We start from the raw sequence: 15,085 nt of genomic DNA, 5'->3' as shown, positions 1-15,085 counted from the left end.
TCCAAACAAAAATACATTTAGTCAAAGGAAAGTCTATCACCTTTCAGTATAGAAAAAAAGTAGCCCTCTTCTATTTCTAGAAAAGGGCTACTCTATTCGATTCTATCTTATTTAGGTGAAACAAGAATTTTTACTTGTGTTTTATCTTTTACAAGTGCTTCAAATCCCTCTTCAACAACTTGATCGACTGTAATTTTTTTCGTAATTAATTTCTCTGCTTGAATTTGACCAGAGCTAATTAATTTAATAACAGCTGGGAAGATGTGACGGTATCCTAAAATACCAATAACTTCTTTTTCTTTTAATACTAAGTTATTTGGAGTAATTGTTGCGTCTTTTTCCCATACACTAACAATTACAGTTTGTCCTTCGAAGCTTGTACTTTCAATCGCTTGTCGTAGTACAACTTCAACACCTGTTACTTCAAAGCTAACATTTACACCTAAACCATTTGTTAAGTTACGAATTTCAGCTAACACATCTTGAGTTGCTGGATTTAATACATAATCCGCACCTGCTAATTTCGCTAACTCTTGACGTTCTTTAGAAAGTTCAACTGCAATAACAGGAGTCGCTCCTGCTGCTTTAGCTGCTTGGATAACAAGAAGTCCAATTGGACCGCAACCAAATACTGCTACAGCTTCCCCTTCTTTTAATTTACTTTGACGTACTGCATGAACTGCTACTGCTGCTGGTTCTACAAGCGCACCTTGTTCATACGTCATTTCATCTGGAATGTGATGAACCATATCTTCTGGTACTACTGTATATTCAGAGAAACCGCCGCCTTCTCCGCCAAGACCGTGGAAAACAAGTTGTTCACAAACATTGTAATGTCCATGTTTACAAGCTTCACATTTACCACAAGAATAAATTGGTTCTACAACAACGCGGTCTCCCACTTTATGAGATGTAACTCCTTCACCAATCTCTATTACCTCACCACTAAACTCATGACCTAAAATAACAGGTGCTTTCACATGTGTTAATGGATGTTCTTCTGTTGGAATAAAAATAGGCCCTGCTAAATATTCATGCAAGTCTGTCCCACAAATACCACACCATTTAACTTTGATTTTCACTGTTCCTGGTTTTACTGTTGGTTCTGGTACTTCTTCTACTCGTACATCACGTTGATTATGCCAAAGTAGTGCTTTCATTTTATACATCCCTCTCTATGTATATACTTAACCTGGTGAAGTTTACAATTCTATTATAATACTTCTATCCATATATTTCAAAAAAACAATCGCATCTCTACTAATTTTTTACAAATAACGTTCAATATTTTGTCACTTTGTACTTTTTTCCACATCTGTTAATTCAATTTCATTGCAGGTGAAATTAGCATTATGCCATAATAGCATAGGAGAGGTGAATATCGCTTGAAATATTTTATTTACTTTATCGTTATCGTGGCATTTTTAGATACATTTTCACAATTACCTATTATGAGTACTTTCGCTCAAAGCCTTGGAGGAACCCCTCTTATTATCGGGCTAGTTGTCGGTATGTACTCATTCGCTAATATGATCGGTAATATTATTGCTGGAGCAGCTGTCGATAAATTTGGTGCAAAAAAAATCCTTTATATAAGCATGGGAATTACGAGTTTCATAGTCTTGTTATACACCGTTGTTCAAAGTGGTGAACAACTATTAGTTGTTCGCTTTATGCATGGATTTAGTGATGGCTTTTTAATTCCTGCTGCCTTTACATTTTTATCAAAACAAACAAATGCAAAAAGACAAGGAAAAGCAATGGCTCTATCTGGTGCTGCTGTTGGAACAGCCGCAATCGTAGGACCGGCTTTCAGCGGTATTATGAAAGCAACAGCTGGCGTAGAATGGGTCTTCATTACTATTTCTATTTTAATGGCTCTTGGTACGATCGTATCTCTATTCTTCTTACCAAATAACGTATCAAGAAAAGATACATCAAGAACGCAAATGATGAACAAAGAAGATATGGTTGAACTTTTAAAATCAGAACCGTTATTACAAGCATATATTGGTGCTTTCACATTAATGTTTTCACAAGGAATTGTCACTTATATGTTACCAGTAAAAGTTGAGGCATTAGCGCTTAAAGCATCCACAACAGGCATGATGTTAAGTGTATTTGGTATAACTGCTATCCTCTTCTTCTTGCTTCCAACAAATCGTATTTACGATCGATTTAATCGTTCGAAACTAATGCTAATCGGAATTGCAGTTATGGCATTCGCATTATCTTTACTCGGATTATTTGCTACAAAAGGTATGCTCTTTATCGTAATGATAATTTATGGAATTGGATTCGCAATCCTCTTCCCGTCTATTAACGCTTTACTCGTTGAAAATACTACAGACGATAATCGCGGAAAGGCATTCGGATTATTTTATGCCTTCTTCTCATTAGGAGTTGTTGCTGGCTCCTTTACAGTCGGCGCAATCGGAGCATCACCTAGCATCAGCTTCATTATCGGGACAGCATTTTTATTAACATTTGCTGGGATGATTTATGTAAGAAGCAAAGTAAAAAAGACAATGATGGGATAATCCATCGTTGTCTTTTTTAAAATGCATATTGATATAATCCGTAATATAATGGAAGCGTTGGAATAATTCCAATTACTTTAAATATAAAAGGTAACGGCTCATCTCGCTCTTCATATAAACGAAAAACAAAAACTGCAGTTAAAGTCCAAATGACGCTAAACAAGAAGATACATTTCCAAACAATTGAGGTTAATATTTGTATATCAAATACAAAACCAAAGAGCCCTATCCACGTAATAATAGAAACTACAAAGTCAAACTTTTGAATTGGTGTTTGAAACATGCCCCTTACTAACGAAATAATAGCTAACATTGCTACAATAACTAAATATATTTTCCAAAGCATTATGATAATCTCCTATTCAATTCAACTTTTAACTTTCAATAAGCCGTATTTAATAAACAATATAGCATTATATTTTTCATAGAAATAATACAATGGATAACAAAATAAGAAGAAAATAAGTACAGTTGGTACATCATCTATAATAGAAAAATATTTTACTAGTAATTCCTTAATACTCTCTCCAATTATAATAAACAGTGGAATGATACAAATTGCTGCTAATATTAAGCACGGTGTGATTCTCATTTCTTTTAACCTCACCTTGCAGTGTGGACATCTGAATGAAAAAGGATGCGGGAGATCAATAATATGTTGCACAGTAATCTCTCCTTCACACTGTGGACATTCAATTATTTCTTTCATTTAACTCAACTCCTTTCTATCTACAAAAAGAACACTATCCAATAGCGCTCTTTTACTACCGAATATATTACTTTTGTGTATAACCAAATAACAATGTAAATAAATTGAGCCGTAAAGGCAATAATACATCTCTTCTTTTAAACAGAAAGTTTATAAATACTGACGATACTTCGACAATTTCCTCGGAAATATTTCCTTTCCCCACATAATTTGATACACTACACATGAATAAAAACTTGTATTACATAAACTAAAATAATAACTTACTGTACAAATTAAAAAGCACACTCTTCATATGAAGAATGTGCTTTTATGTTATTAACGTTTAATCCAAACAGCACCTGCCGATTTATCTTCTGCCTGTCCAACAACTTGGAATTTAAGTCCAAGGTTTGGAACTTTTCTTCCTGCGTCTGCAATTTGCTTGTTACTATATACTTTTGAATCATCAAAAGTTGTAACACCTTGTAATCCAGAATAGTTAAACTGACCACGTGTTAATGAATTTACACTCCATGCTGGTGTTTTATCAAATGAAAATGCAGCATCTGCAATTTGCATGCCCGTATTACCGTATGCTGGTTTCCCGTTTAAATTACCAACTAGCGCTTCTGGATGAGAGTCAACAACACCAAGGAATCCTTCACCTGGATGCATCCCAACCCAGTTATCTTTAAAACTATCATCTGCATACCAAACGACAAGACCTGTATTATACACTGGACCTTTTCCTGCTTTTAATCCATTATCTGATCCCGCATAGTTTCTCCATTCTAAGTAGTAGTAATGAGCTTTCTTCTCTGTCCCATCAGAAACAACAAAACCATTTAAATTCATTTTAGACTGTCCTTCTGCATCATCAGAAAATACAACTTGTCCATCAACAGTTACATTTACATTATCCATCGCAAAACCTTTATATGTTACAGCCGGATCTGTAATATAGTCGAATTGTAGTTTCACTTTTTTGCCTTTAAATTGACTTAAATCATATGATTTATCAATCCATTTCCCATCTGTTGTATCTTTATCTCCTTGGACTACTTTTTCTCCAAGTCTATCAATTAACGTCTTCGTTCCATCTTCTGTTACTGCATGTACTTCGACGAAATCGCACTCTGCTTCTAACTCATAATTTGCTTTATAATCGAATTTTGCATTTGTTCCCTTTGTTAAATCAAAGAATGGTGTCTCTAACGTTGTATGCATATCATCGCCTCTTGTACTATAATATGCATGCTTTCCAAACTCCGGTTTAATCGTTTCAACACTTTTACCTGGTAAGTTAACACGTACAACGCCTGGACGATTTGATTTCGTAACACTTTGATCAATATAGGTAGGAACTCCCACACCACTCTTAATTTTATCGTAATCTACTTCTAATATTTTTGCCCAGTTGCCACCCATATTCTTTTGTAAGAAGTCTTTATTTTGTGGTGAAAAACTAGTCGGCTCTGTTCCTGCGATTTTCCCTGTCCAACTACCTCCACTCATTAATGACCAAGCTTCGACTGGTGAACCATTTCCAGTATATTTCGTGTCATATTCATCTGGTAATCCAAGATCATGTCCAAATTCATGTGCAAACACACCTACAGCTCCATCTTCTGGTTCAATTGTGTAATCATGTGCTGCTACTTTACCACCAAAGTAATCTACCTTTGATTTCGTACCTTCAATCGCTACTGGATCTACTGCTAATTTTGAACGATGTGACCAGATCGCATCATCACCTAATTTACCGCCACCAGCTTCTTGACCAACACCAGCATGGATTACCATTAAATGATCAATTACACCGTCAGGTTCATTTTGATTCCCGTCCCCGTTTGTATCATATCTATCAAATTGATCAAACTGGGATAAATCTAGTCCTTTCTCAGCAGCTGCATGCAAAGCTTCTTTCACTAAATCACGTGCACCTTTCGGACCTTTATTATCGTGACCACTGCTACCATCAGCTCCATAATCAGATGCTTTTCCTGGAACAGTTAGCCACTCCGTTACATATCCATCTGTCGTATAACTACCACCAGACTGCTCTTCATAGTATTGTTTAAACGTTTTTACTTTTGAACCATCAAATAAAGTATAAGGCTCATTACCGAACAACATCTTTTGATAATGTTCTCTACTAAAGTCTTTCGAATACATATAACCTGGTGTTTGATCAATATTATTATGTTTATAATCACTAAATTCAACGAGTAGCACTAATACTTTATCCGATCGAACAGATCCCTTATATGGAGCTTGCTTTGCTTTTGAAGTTGGAACTTGCCCATTCAATTGATTTTTATTTGGTTCTGGCTTTTGCTCAAGGCTAACATTTTTTTCAGCCTTTTTTACATTTTCCTTTTCTTCCATCTTTTTCTCTTTTACTTTTTTTGTGAAATCAGACGTTTCTTGTGAGTGAGCATCTGGAAGAATTTCTTTATTCGCCTGATCTCCTTGTTTCTTTTCAATATATTGCTCAACAGCTTTTTTCGTCTCTTCTTTAGAAGATGATGGATTAATTGTTCCTCTTTCTTTCAGTGCTTCCGCTAAACGATCTTCTTGAATTAAATTGTAATCAATTGGTGTTGTAGATACATTATCTTTCTTTTTTGCTGCCGTTTCTGCATATGCTAACGGAGCACTCATTACAGATGTACATCCGATAATTGCCGCAATTGCTAATGATGACAACACTTTAAATGGTGCTTTTCTTCTCATTCCATTTCTCCCCTTTTATAAAACTTAAAATTCAGATAAATTGGTGCATTTTTGTCAAAATCTCTGTTTACTACCCTCCCTATATAAAAAGACATAATTCTATAAACATTAAGCTTTTTGTTATAGAATCATGCCCTCCAGTTTTCTGGTCAGACCCTCTATCTTTTTATCCCTTGGTTCAATTAATAATCAGTGGGGGGATGAACAAAGCCCCCACTGATTAAAGTTTCACTTTATGTCGAAATATGAAAAATAAAGAGTTATGTGATATATATTAAATATCTTATATAACAAATTTAAAAGACAATATGCAAAATTGCATGAAAATTCTTTTAAATAAAAAAAAGAATCCTAGTCAATTAAACTAGGATTCTTGCTTTTCTATTATTTCTCTTGTGTTTTTTCCCAATCAGCTAAGAATTTCTCAATTCCTTGATCTGTTAATGGGTGCTTCACTAATGAAGCAATTACGTTTGCTGGGATTGTTGCAATATGTGCACCGTTTAATGCTGCGTCAGTTACGTGAACACTGTGACGTACAGATGCTGCAATGATTTCTGTTTCGATGCCATGAATTGCAAAGATTTCTGCGATTTGACGAATTAAGTCCATACCGTTATGACCGATATCGTCTAAGCGACCTAAGAATGGTGAAACGTATGTTGCACCAGCACGAGCTGCAAGTAATGCTTGAACTGCTGAGAACACTAATGTAACGTTTGTACGAATTCCTAAATCAGAGAACGCTTTTACTGCTTTTAAACCTTCTGTTGTCATTGGAACTTTTACTACAACGTTTGGAGCAATCTTCGCTAGTTCTTTTCCTTCTTCAATCATCTTATCAGCTTCTAAGCTAATTACTTCTGCACTTACAGGTCCTTCTACAACGTTGCAAATTTCACGAATGCGTTCGTGGAAGTCTACGCCTTCTTTTGCTACAAGTGATGGATTTGTCGTTACTCCAGCTAATACACCTAATTCATTTGCCTCTTTAATTTCGTTAACGTTTGCTGTATCAATAAAGAATTTCATTTGTTGTTCTTCCTTCCTAATTTTCATTTTATATTTATTTATTTTTCTTAATAAGCTCTAATTCAATCGGAATAGATTTGTCCACTTTTTTACCTTGTGTTATCTCTTTTGCTGTTTGCATCGCCTTCTCCCCGATTAATTCCGGTTTTTGAGCAACTGTTGCAGCCATACGCCCATCGTTAACCGCTTTCACTGCATCGTCTGTTGCATCAAATCCAACAACGACTACATCTGTTTTTCCAGCAGACTTCAATGCTTCAAGTGCACCTAATGCCATCTCATCGTTATGCGCAAACACGGCTTTAATATCACCATTTGCTTGCAAAATGTTTTCCATAACAGATAATCCTTTCGCTCTATCAAAATCAGCTGCTTGTTTTGCAACTACTTTTAAAGACTTATCGGCTACGTTATGGAATCCTTTCCCACGTTCACGAGCAGCGGAAGATCCAGGGATTCCTTCTAACTCAGCAACGTTTGCTCCTTCGCCAACTAATTCACGAATGTAATCACTAGCCATTTGACCACCTTCGATATTGTTAGAAGCAATGTGAGAAACAACCTTACCTGAATTCGCAACGCGGTCTACTGTAATAACAGGAACATTTGCTGCATTTGCCGCACTTACTGCTGAAGCAACAGCATCTGAATCGGTCGGATTAATAACAACTACATCGACACCCTTTTGAATTAAATCTTCAACATCGTTCGTTTGCTTTGCTGCATCATTTTGTGCATCAACAGCAATTAATTCGATGCCACTATCTTTCGCTTTCTTTTCTGCACCCTTTTTCAAAGTTACAAAAAAGGGATTATTTAAAGTTGAAACAGAGAATCCAACTTTAATAGTTTTATTTCGACCTTTATCGCTAGAATCCTTTGCCCATTCTGGCGGTTCCATTGAACAACCAGCAGTAATGACCATAATACATGCAACGAGTATAAGTAACCATTTCTTCATGAACTGTCCCTCCATTACGCTTCTTTTCTGCGATCAATTAATACAGCTAGTAAGATTACAAGTCCTTTTACAACTTGTTGGAAGAAAGAAGATACACCTAATAAATTTAAACCGTTATTTAATACACCGATAATAAGTACACCGATGAATGTACCAACAATCCATCCTCTTCCCCCAGAAAGACTTGTTCCGCCTAATACAACTGCTGCAATTGCATCTAATTCATAAGAAGTACCTGCAGTCGGCTGTGCAGAATCTAATCGTGATGTTAAGACAATACCTGCAAGCGCTGCCAAAATTCCGGAAAGACCGTAAATCATTACTTTAATTCTCGTAACATTAATACCTGATAGTGCTGCTGCTTCTTCATTTCCACCAATTGCAAATGTACGGCGACCAAATGTCGTTTTCTTCAAAATGAAGTACAGTACTGCGAAAGCGATCATCATTGTAACAGCTGGTACCGGAATACCAAGAAAATAACCGCGGCCAAACATTTGGAACATTAAATGATCACCAAGACCAGTGATCGGACGTCCGTCCATATAAACAAGCGTCAACCCACGAAAAATAGTCATTGTTGCCAAAGTTGCAATAAATGGAGCTACTTTTCCTTTCGCAATGATGATACCGTTTACAATTCCCATTACAAGACCTGCTAATAATCCAACTGCCATTGCAAGGAACGGATCCATGCCACTTGCCATCATTCCAGCAACAAGTGCACTTGATAATGCTAAAATAGAACCTACCGATAAGTCAATACCCCCTGTTAAAATTACGAAGGTCATTCCGAATGCAATAAGCGCATTAATCGATACTTGACGCAGTATATTAAATAAATTTGGAATTTCAATAAACGCTGGATTTAAAGCTGTAATTACGACGATAATTAATACTAAACCGATTAAAGAACCGAGTTGTTGTAATACATTCCCCTTCTTAGCCATCCTTACTCTCCCCCTGTAGCTAGTGCCATAATAGACTCTTGTGATGCCTCATCTTTCCCTAAAATTCCGCCGACTTTTCCTTCATGAATAACAAGAACTCGATCACTCATCCCTAAAACTTCCGGAAGCTCAGATGATACCATAATAACGGCATCGCCTTGCTCTGTAAGCTTATTCATAATAGAGTAAATTTCTTTTTTCGCTCCAACATCAACACCTCTTGTTGGCTCATCTAAAATGAGTAATTGCGGATGAATGCCTAGCCATTTTGCGATTACAATCTTTTGCTGATTTCCACCAGAAAGAGATTTCACTGCCTGCTCTCCGCTAGATGCTTTCACATTAAGAAGCTTCATCATATCCTCTGTAAACTGTTGTTCTAGCTCGTTGCTTAGAATACTTCCCTTTGAAAGACTTTCTAAATTCGGTAAAGCTAAATTTTCTCGAATTGAAAAATCTAACACTAATCCTTCAGACTTTCTATCTTCTGTAATAAAAGCAATTCTTTGTCTAATTGCATCTATTGGACTATCAATCTTTACTTCTTGTCCATTTATAAAAATTTGTCCAGAGTCTAAAGGTTCATAACCAAATATCGCTTTCATAATATCAGTGCGACCAGCCCCCATCAAACCAGCTACACCAAGGATTTCACCTTTCCTCACTTGAAACGAAACATTTTCAAATTTCCCTTTCTTCGTTCCGTTACGCATTTCAAAAATGACATCACCAATTTGACTATTTCGCTCTGGGTAACGTTCACCAATGCTGCGCCCCACCATCATACTCACTACTTCATCAAATGATGTTTCTGGAATTAATCTCTTTCCGACGTATTCTCCATCACGCAAAATCGTAATAGCATCACATATTGAGAAAATCTCTTCCATACGATGCGAAATGTACACGAATGAAACACCTTCTTTACGTAACTTATTGATTACTGTAAAGAGCGTTTCGATTTCACGATCCGTCAGTGCCGCAGTAGGTTCATCCATAATAATAACGCTCGCGTTTGTCATTAATGCTTTCGCAATTTCGATAATTTGCTGTTGTCCAACCGATAATTCCTCTGCTAACATAGCGCCTCTTACATGCAACCCTAACTCCGCTAGTTGCTGCTGCGCAATCGCATTCATTTGGCGAGTGCGTAAAATACCTGTTTTCCCATACATTAACTCTTTACCGAGAAACATATTTTCAGCTACTGTTAAATTCGGCAATATGTTTAGTTCTTGATGTATAAATGCGATGCCGTACTCTTCAGCTTCTTTCGCATTTTTAAAGGTGCGCTCTTGCCCATCAATTGTGATTGTCCCACCATCTTTTTTGTATACACCTGTTAAAATCTTCATGAGCGTTGATTTACCCGCTCCATTTTCCCCCATCAATGCATGGACTTCTCCTGTTTCAATCATAAACTGTGCATTCTTCAAAACAGGATTTCCATTGAACGCCTTTGAAATGTTTTTCATTTCAATATGCATTCCCATCACTTCCCTTTATTAAAAAATCACGCCTGCATGTAAAATTACATTTGCATAAGGCGTAGCCTCGCCTGTACGAATAATCGCCTTCGCTTTCTTTGTATGCTCTTTAAATTGCTCATGAGATACATACTCAAATGCTGGCTCTATTAATTTCTGCTCTATTTCTTTATTTACTTCCGCATTATTTATAATGACTTCTTCTGCTAACGTCACTTTTTCGATTGCCATATCATCAGCTACCACTTGCAATACATCTAAAAAGCTAGGTTTTCCAATTTCAACAGCTAAATCAATTCTTTTTACTCCGTCAGGAATTGGTAAACCGCAATCAGCAATTACAATCGTATCCGTATGCCCAAGTAAAGCAAGGATTGATGCAATCTCACTGTTTAATACGCCGTGTTTCTTCATCCAACAATCACCTGCACTTCACGTACTTTATCTCTCGTTGGCATGCCGCCTTGCGCCCCAAGTTTCGTTACAGAAAGACCACCGGCAATATTCGCGAAACGAATTGCTTTTTGAAGTGTCTCTCCTTCAGAAAGTGCAACTGCTAACGCACCATTAAATGTATCACCAGCTCCAGTTGTATCCACTACATCAACAGCAATGCTAGGAACATGTACAATCTCCGTGCCATTATGGAAACGAACACCGTTAGAACCTTCTGTCATCAATAATTTATTGGGATACTTCGCCAATAAATCTTCAATTGGTGATGTAAAATCATCTAATACGATGCGGCACTCATGTTCATTTGGCGTAATATAAGTCGCTTTTTCTAAAATTTCTTCTGATAAAACTTGTGCTGGCGCTGGATTCAACATAACAGGAATATTATGTTCCTCACAAATAGCCAATACATATTTTACTGTTTCAAGTGGAATTTCTAGTTGAAGAACAACCATATCCGCTTTTACAAGAAGGTCTTTGGAGCGATCTACAACTGACTTATTTACAAGAGCATTCGCCCCTTGTACGACAACAATACTGTTATCTTCTTCTGCTAAAACGATATGAGCAATTCCTGTCGTTCTATCTGTAACCGGTACCACATAATCGATAAAAATGCGTTCGTTCTCTAGATTTTTTCTAACTACTGTTCCATAATCATCATTTCCTACCGCTCCAACCATTGCTACATTTGCTCCTAATCTAGCTGCAGCAACTGCTTGGTTTGCTCCTTTCCCTCCTGGAATTGTATGAAACGCTTCACCAATTACTGTTTCTCCTGCTTTCGGCCGTTTTTTTGAAACAGCCACTAAGTCCATTGAAATGCTCCCTACTACTGCAATATTTGGCATCTGTTTCATCTCCTTACTTCGTTGTATTTCGTTCTATAATTTCAATCGGCAAACGATAGTGTTTCTCTTTTAATGTATTTCCTTCCATTTGCTCTAACAACAATTCTGTTGCAATTTTCCCCATTTCATATATTGGTTGTGCAACTGTCGTAATAGATGGATACATCATTTCCGTTAAAGAAATGCCATCAAATCCGATAATTTGCAAATCATTTGGAATGACAATCCCCTTTTGAAGTGCAGCCTTTACAATACCGATCGCAATTAAATCATTCCCAGCAACAATACCATCAATATGCGGGTATTCTTCTAATAATTCCATCGCTACACGCTCACTATTTGCTGGATCAAACGTACTCTCTGCAATCATATACGAAAGATTATTTTGCGTAATAACGTCTACAAAACCTTCAAAGCGTTCATTTGCAGTACTCACATCACGTGGACCGCGAATATGTGCAATATGTTTACATCCTTTATCTAGTAACAACTTTGTCGCAGCCTGACTTCCTGCATAGTTATCTGCATATACAGTAGGAATACGCTCATTAAACATACGGTCAATCGCAACAACTGGAACAGATACATTCATGTAATTAACACTATTTTGTGGATTCGTTGCTACAATAAATCCATCTACATTATTTTGTCTAAGTACATCAATATATTGTTTCTCTTTTTCTAAACTTTCATCAGAGTTACAAAGGACAACTGTGTAACCTTGTTTATGTGCTACATCTTCTACGGCACGTGCAACTTCCGGAAAGAATGGATTCACGATATTTGGAACAACTAAGCCAATTAAACGAGACTTTTTATTATACAGTGAACGCGCTACTGTACTAGGCTTATAATCTAACATCTCAATTGCACGTTCTACCTTTTTTAATGTATCTTCGTGAACATATCCATTTTTATTTAGAACTCTGGAAACGGTCGCAACAGATACTCCCGCTAATTTCGCAACGTCTTTGATCGTACTCATTCTCTTTTCTCCTCATTTCATGTAACCGTTTACAGAAAATAATATAACGTATTTCTAAAAATACGTCAATCATTTCTCACTAAAAAGCTTTTAAGGTTATACTCAAAAAAGCACCGCCATAAGGCGATGCTTCTTCATTACGAGTATGATACAGTTTTTTCTTTTTCTTCTACAACAGGCTCTTTAGCATCTTTTTTACGATCTGATAATTTAATTTTTTGTAAGAAAATCGTAAAGATGGCACCTACTACGATAAATACTAATCCTGTTAAGAATACAGTATGAAGCGAGTCTACTAAAGAGTTTTTCAAAATAGGTACAATACTGTTAGCGAACGCTTCTGGCATTTGTTTTAATGCCTCTGGGCTAAATAGCATCGAATATAAACCTTGTGGATCTGTGTGAATCATATCTTTAAATTTCGTTACCATTTGTCCCGCTTCTTTCGGGAATGTATCTAATACAGGTACTAAATTCTTTGTTAATGTCGTACCTGAAGTGTTATTCATAATTGATCCTAAAATTGTAATACCAAATGTACCACCGATTTGTCGGAAGAACTGACTTGATGATGTTACAACACCAAGGTCTTTTTTCGGGAAGCTTTCTTGTAACGCTAATGTTAATGTCGGCATTACAAGACCCATTCCTAAACCGATAACCATCATATAAGAAGTAGCTGTAAGCTTCGTTGTGTGCATATCCATCGTTGTTAATAACCAGAAACCACCGGCCATAATAAGCATACCTGCGATAATTTGTGGTTTTACACCAACTTTTAATACAAGTTGCCCACCGATAATACTCATCACAATCATTGTAATCATCATTGGAGTCATAATTGTTCCTGATTCAGCAGCACTTACTCCTACAATACCTTGCATGAAGAATGGTACGAACATAATCGCGCCGAACATTCCAATACTCATAAAGAATCCAATCGCATTCAGTATTGTAAATGTGCGATTTTTAAAGAAATGCATTGGTAAAATTGGCTCTTCAGCTTTCGTTTCAACGATAACAAAGCTAACGATACCAATTACAGCTAGTGCAAATAAACCGATAATTTGCCAAGAATCCCATGCATAATCTTTTCCGCCAAACGTTAGCGCAAGTAATAAACTTACAACACCGAGAATCATCGTAAAGATTCCAGCGATATCGATTTTAATTGGTCCTGTTTGTTTATGCGATTTTAATCCCATTGCAATAAAGATTGTTGCTAAAATACCAACCGGTAAGTTAATGTAGAATACCCATCTCCAGTTCACTGCATCTACAATCCAACCACCAACTTGCGGTCCAATTACAGAAGCAAGACCGTATAACGCACCAAAAATACCTTGCCATTTCGCACGTTCTTTTCCCGTGAACATATCTCCAATAATAATCATAGCCATTGGCATCATAATACCGCCACCAAGACCTTGAATACCACGGAAAATAATTAATTCTGTCATACCATTCGCCATACCACATAACGCCGAACCAATCATGAAAATAACTAGCCCTGTTATATATACGTTACGACGACCAAGTAAATCCGCTAATTTACCTGCAATTGGTACAACTGTCGTTGATGTTAACATATAAGCTGTCGTTAACCATGTCATTAAACTTAATCCGCCTAGGTCACCGACGATACGTGGCATTGCTGTACCAACAATTGTTCCATCTAATGCAGCAAATAGCATCGCGATTACTAAACCGATTAACAACAACTTTCTATTTTGATTTTCTTGTTGCTCCATGTAATCTCCTCAATTCCTCTTAGTTATTCTCTTTTTTCTCTTGTGTCCCGCAAATAATGGTTTCTAACTTCTCAAAGAGACGTAATAAATCTTCTCTTTCTTGCAACTCTAAATGTGAAAAGTATTTTGCAATATGCTCGTTACGAGCTGTCATTGCCTCTTCTACTCTAGCTTTCCCCTTTTTTGTTAACTCGATGATGACAACGCGACGGTCATCTTTGTCGTGATAGCGTTCTACAAGTTCTTGATCGATTAGACGATCAATCATCACTGTAATCGCGCTAGGCTTCACATACATCTTTTTCGCTAATGTTGTCGCTCTTGAAGCCCCATAATGATCTAAAATCTTTAAAATATAAAACTGCGGTGGTGTAAGTCCTGTCGCTTGCATTTGTTCTAATAACTCCGTCTGCATTTTCTTTCCAATCGAAAAGGCAAGAGCTTGAATTTTATCGATATGCGTCATATCATTTGGCATGTTATCCACCTCTTATTTAAACAATAAAATATTTAATGTATTTAAATATTAATCCCACGAACAAAATCCGTCAATACTTTTATTCATAAAAACGTTTACATTTTTGTCACAAAGTTGTATAATTTTCGACGAAGTTAATATTGACAGTCACGGAGAAACGGAGTACA

The 15,085-nt window shown here is 36.6% G+C and carries 14 protein-coding genes; 1 reads left to right on the top strand and 13 read right to left on the bottom strand.

The features are described from left to right. Positions 1-107 precede the first annotated feature (107 nt). Entirely contained in the window at positions 108-1,160 is a 1,053-nt protein-coding gene (gene bdhA, locus AB6801_RS26100) for a (R,R)-butanediol dehydrogenase (RefSeq protein ID WP_000645827.1), read from the bottom strand. A 225-nt stretch (positions 1,161-1,385) separates the two neighbouring features. Between bdhA and AB6801_RS26095 the strand changes: the two genes are divergently transcribed. Next, the gene (locus tag AB6801_RS26095; protein ID WP_000873270.1) at positions 1,386-2,540 is read left to right on the top strand and encodes an MFS transporter; all 1,155 of its coding nucleotides are present in this window, start codon (positions 1,386-1,388) and stop codon (positions 2,538-2,540) included. Positions 2,541-2,556: 16 nt separating this feature from the next. Here AB6801_RS26095 and AB6801_RS26090 read toward each other — a convergent pair whose 3' ends face one another. The 12 genes from AB6801_RS26090 to AB6801_RS26035 form a co-directional block, all read right to left on the bottom strand. Then, complete coding sequence (locus AB6801_RS26090; protein ID WP_000964467.1) at positions 2,557-2,886, bottom strand: hypothetical protein; 330 nt, start codon at positions 2,884-2,886, stop codon at positions 2,557-2,559. A gap of 21 nt (positions 2,887-2,907) precedes the next feature. Then, positions 2,908-3,249, bottom strand: coding sequence for a hypothetical protein (locus AB6801_RS26085; RefSeq protein WP_000658668.1), 342 nt, complete (start codon positions 3,247-3,249; stop codon positions 2,908-2,910). Between the two features lie 318 nt (positions 3,250-3,567). After that, positions 3,568-5,967, bottom strand: a complete 2,400-nt coding sequence (gene inhA2 / locus AB6801_RS26080; protein WP_001252962.1) for a M6 family metalloprotease immune inhibitor InhA2 — start codon at positions 5,965-5,967, stop codon at positions 3,568-3,570. A gap of 384 nt (positions 5,968-6,351) precedes the next feature. After that, positions 6,352-6,999 (bottom strand): fructose-6-phosphate aldolase, encoded by a 648-nt coding sequence (gene fsa, locus AB6801_RS26075; RefSeq protein WP_000667698.1) that lies wholly within the window; start codon positions 6,997-6,999, stop codon positions 6,352-6,354. A 34-nt stretch (positions 7,000-7,033) separates the two neighbouring features. Next, positions 7,034-7,960 (bottom strand): ribose ABC transporter substrate-binding protein RbsB, encoded by a 927-nt coding sequence (gene rbsB / locus AB6801_RS26070; protein WP_000758974.1) that lies wholly within the window; start codon positions 7,958-7,960, stop codon positions 7,034-7,036. A gap of 14 nt (positions 7,961-7,974) precedes the next feature. Continuing rightward, complete coding sequence (locus AB6801_RS26065; RefSeq protein WP_001074641.1) at positions 7,975-8,910, bottom strand: ABC transporter permease subunit; 936 nt, start codon at positions 8,908-8,910, stop codon at positions 7,975-7,977. A gap of 2 nt (positions 8,911-8,912) precedes the next feature. Beyond that, on the bottom strand, positions 8,913-10,397 hold the full coding sequence (gene rbsA / locus AB6801_RS26060) for a ribose ABC transporter ATP-binding protein RbsA (RefSeq protein ID WP_001986250.1): 1,485 nt from the start codon (positions 10,395-10,397) through the stop codon (positions 8,913-8,915). A gap of 18 nt (positions 10,398-10,415) precedes the next feature. Then, a complete protein-coding gene (rbsD, locus tag AB6801_RS26055; protein ID WP_000716154.1) occupies positions 10,416-10,811 on the bottom strand; it encodes a D-ribose pyranase in 396 nt (131 codons plus the stop codon). Next, entirely contained in the window at positions 10,808-11,704 is an 897-nt protein-coding gene (gene rbsK, locus AB6801_RS26050) for a ribokinase (RefSeq protein WP_001132864.1), read from the bottom strand. Before rbsK ends, rbsD begins: the two co-directional genes overlap by 4 nt. Positions 11,705-11,717: 13 nt before the next feature. Beyond that, the gene (rbsR, locus tag AB6801_RS26045; RefSeq protein ID WP_047385621.1) at positions 11,718-12,689 is read right to left on the bottom strand and encodes a ribose operon transcriptional repressor RbsR; all 972 of its coding nucleotides are present in this window, start codon (positions 12,687-12,689) and stop codon (positions 11,718-11,720) included. A 137-nt stretch (positions 12,690-12,826) separates the two neighbouring features. After that, on the bottom strand, positions 12,827-14,440 hold the full coding sequence (locus AB6801_RS26040; RefSeq protein WP_000437646.1) for an MDR family MFS transporter: 1,614 nt from the start codon (positions 14,438-14,440) through the stop codon (positions 12,827-12,829). Positions 14,441-14,459: 19 nt separating this feature from the next. Continuing rightward, positions 14,460-14,918, bottom strand: coding sequence for a MarR family winged helix-turn-helix transcriptional regulator (locus AB6801_RS26035; RefSeq protein WP_001132365.1), 459 nt, complete (start codon positions 14,916-14,918; stop codon positions 14,460-14,462). Between the last annotated feature and the right edge of the window lie 167 nt (positions 14,919-15,085).

It is taken from the genome of Bacillus sp. RCC_6_1 (assembly GCF_041360755.1).
Taxonomy (GTDB): Bacteria; Bacillota; Bacilli; order Bacillales; family Bacillaceae_G; genus Bacillus_A; species Bacillus_A cereus.
Note: the sequence above shows the minus strand (reverse complement) of the source record. Positions and strands in the feature narration are given on the sequence as shown.

What these genes read in the sequence shown, in the direction of transcription:
- rbsK (WP_001132864.1), bottom strand. Translation starts at nt 11,704, where the DNA reads ATGCCAAATATTGCAGTAGTAGGGAGCATTTCAATGGACTTAGTGGCT.
- AB6801_RS26090 (WP_000964467.1), bottom strand. Translation starts at nt 2,886, where the DNA reads ATGCTTTGGAAAATATATTTAGTTATTGTAGCAATGTTAGCTATTATT.
- inhA2 (WP_001252962.1), bottom strand. Translation starts at nt 5,967, where the DNA reads ATGAGAAGAAAAGCACCATTTAAAGTGTTGTCATCATTAGCAATTGCG.
- bdhA (WP_000645827.1), bottom strand. Translation starts at nt 1,160, where the DNA reads ATGAAAGCACTACTTTGGCATAATCAACGTGATGTACGAGTAGAAGAA.
- AB6801_RS26085 (WP_000658668.1), bottom strand. Translation starts at nt 3,249, where the DNA reads ATGAAAGAAATAATTGAATGTCCACAGTGTGAAGGAGAGATTACTGTG.
- AB6801_RS26040 (WP_000437646.1), bottom strand. Translation starts at nt 14,440, where the DNA reads ATGGAGCAACAAGAAAATCAAAATAGAAAGTTGTTGTTAATCGGTTTA.
- rbsD (WP_000716154.1), bottom strand. Translation starts at nt 10,811, where the DNA reads ATGAAGAAACACGGCGTATTAAACAGTGAGATTGCATCAATCCTTGCT.
- AB6801_RS26035 (WP_001132365.1), bottom strand. Translation starts at nt 14,918, where the DNA reads ATGCCAAATGATATGACGCATATCGATAAAATTCAAGCTCTTGCCTTT.
- rbsB (WP_000758974.1), bottom strand. Translation starts at nt 7,960, where the DNA reads ATGAAGAAATGGTTACTTATACTCGTTGCATGTATTATGGTCATTACT.
- rbsR (WP_047385621.1), bottom strand. Translation starts at nt 12,689, where the DNA reads ATGAGTACGATCAAAGACGTTGCGAAATTAGCGGGAGTATCTGTTGCG.
- AB6801_RS26065 (WP_001074641.1), bottom strand. Translation starts at nt 8,910, where the DNA reads ATGGCTAAGAAGGGGAATGTATTACAACAACTCGGTTCTTTAATCGGT.
- fsa (WP_000667698.1), bottom strand. Translation starts at nt 6,999, where the DNA reads ATGAAATTCTTTATTGATACAGCAAACGTTAACGAAATTAAAGAGGCA.
- rbsA (WP_001986250.1), bottom strand. Translation starts at nt 10,397, where the DNA reads ATGCATATTGAAATGAAAAACATTTCAAAGGCGTTCAATGGAAATCCT.